Origin of the sequence: Psychrobacter sp. TB20-MNA-CIBAN-0197 (assembly GCF_040309765.1) — a bacterium.
GTDB classification, from domain to species: Bacteria; Pseudomonadota; Gammaproteobacteria; order Pseudomonadales; family Moraxellaceae; genus Psychrobacter; species Psychrobacter submarinus.
Map to the genome: position 1 here is coordinate 1 of NZ_JBEOPC010001261.1, position 242 is coordinate 242.

General features: G+C 69.0%; 1 protein-coding gene. It reads left to right on the forward strand.

What is annotated here, in order from left to right; genetic code table 11:
- Positions 1–240 (forward strand): LrgB family protein (locus AAEY83_RS18010; protein ID WP_351061421.1); only part of this gene is annotated, 240 nt, incomplete at its 5' end.
- Positions 241–242 lie beyond the last annotated feature (2 nt).

Consider the following 242-nt stretch of genomic DNA (forward strand, 5'->3'; position numbering starts at 1 on the left):
GTGTTCGTGCTGATCACCGGGGTGATTGGCGCGATCTTCGGCCCGGCGCTGCTGACCCGCCTCGGCGTGCACAGCCCCGAAGCGCGCGGCATGGCGCTGGGCATGACCGCGCATGCGGTCGGCACGGCGGTGGCGATGCAGGAAAACGATGAGTGCGGCGCGTTCGCCGCGCTGGCAATGAGTCTGATGGGCGTGGCCACGGCGGTGTTCCTGCCGTTGGCGGTGTCGATGGTGGTGTAAGG